General features: G+C 76.3%; 1 protein-coding gene. It reads right to left on the minus strand.

Annotated features, from left to right (window positions below; all coding sequences use genetic code 11):
- On the minus strand, positions 1-375 hold a 375-nt coding region (locus tag UN64_RS21980), incomplete at its 3' end, for a hypothetical protein (protein ID WP_077366009.1).
- Between the last annotated feature and the right edge of the window lie 127 nt (positions 376-502).

Raw genomic sequence — 502 nt, forward strand, 5'->3', positions numbered from 1 at the left:
CTGGGCCTGGGCGGTGCAGGCCTGGGCGGCGGCGGGGTCGGCCTCCTCACCCTCGGCCACGGCCGGCACGGCCCAGAGGTACTCCGCGGTGTGGGCGCCCTCGCAGTCGGTGGTCTCGAAGGAGGACAGGTCACGGGCGCCGAGCGGGGCGGTGAAGCACGTGCCGGCCTCGTAGTCGGCCGGGGCCGCGGACAGCGACGACGCCGAGGCGGACGACGACTCCGCACCCTGCGCGGACGCGGAGGCGGGCGCCGTCGTCGAGGCGGACGCGTCGGCGTCGGACGAGTCCTGACCGCCGCACGCGGTGAGGGCCAGCAGCGCGGCAGCGGACAGGCCGGCAAGACGGGCGGAACGGGACAGGGCGGCGAAGGCCATGGGGGTGCTCTCCTCGAGTGACGTGGGACGCGCCGGGGTGTGGCGCCGACCTCAGCACTCTAGCCACGCCCGGCCATCAGGATCGGGGCCGGGGTGACCATGGGCCCCACGATCTGATGGGGCGGCC

The sequence above is a fragment of the Fictibacillus arsenicus genome, assembly GCF_001999465.1.
GTDB classification, from domain to species: domain Bacteria; phylum Bacillota; class Bacilli; order Bacillales; family Fictibacillaceae; genus Fictibacillus; species Fictibacillus arsenicus.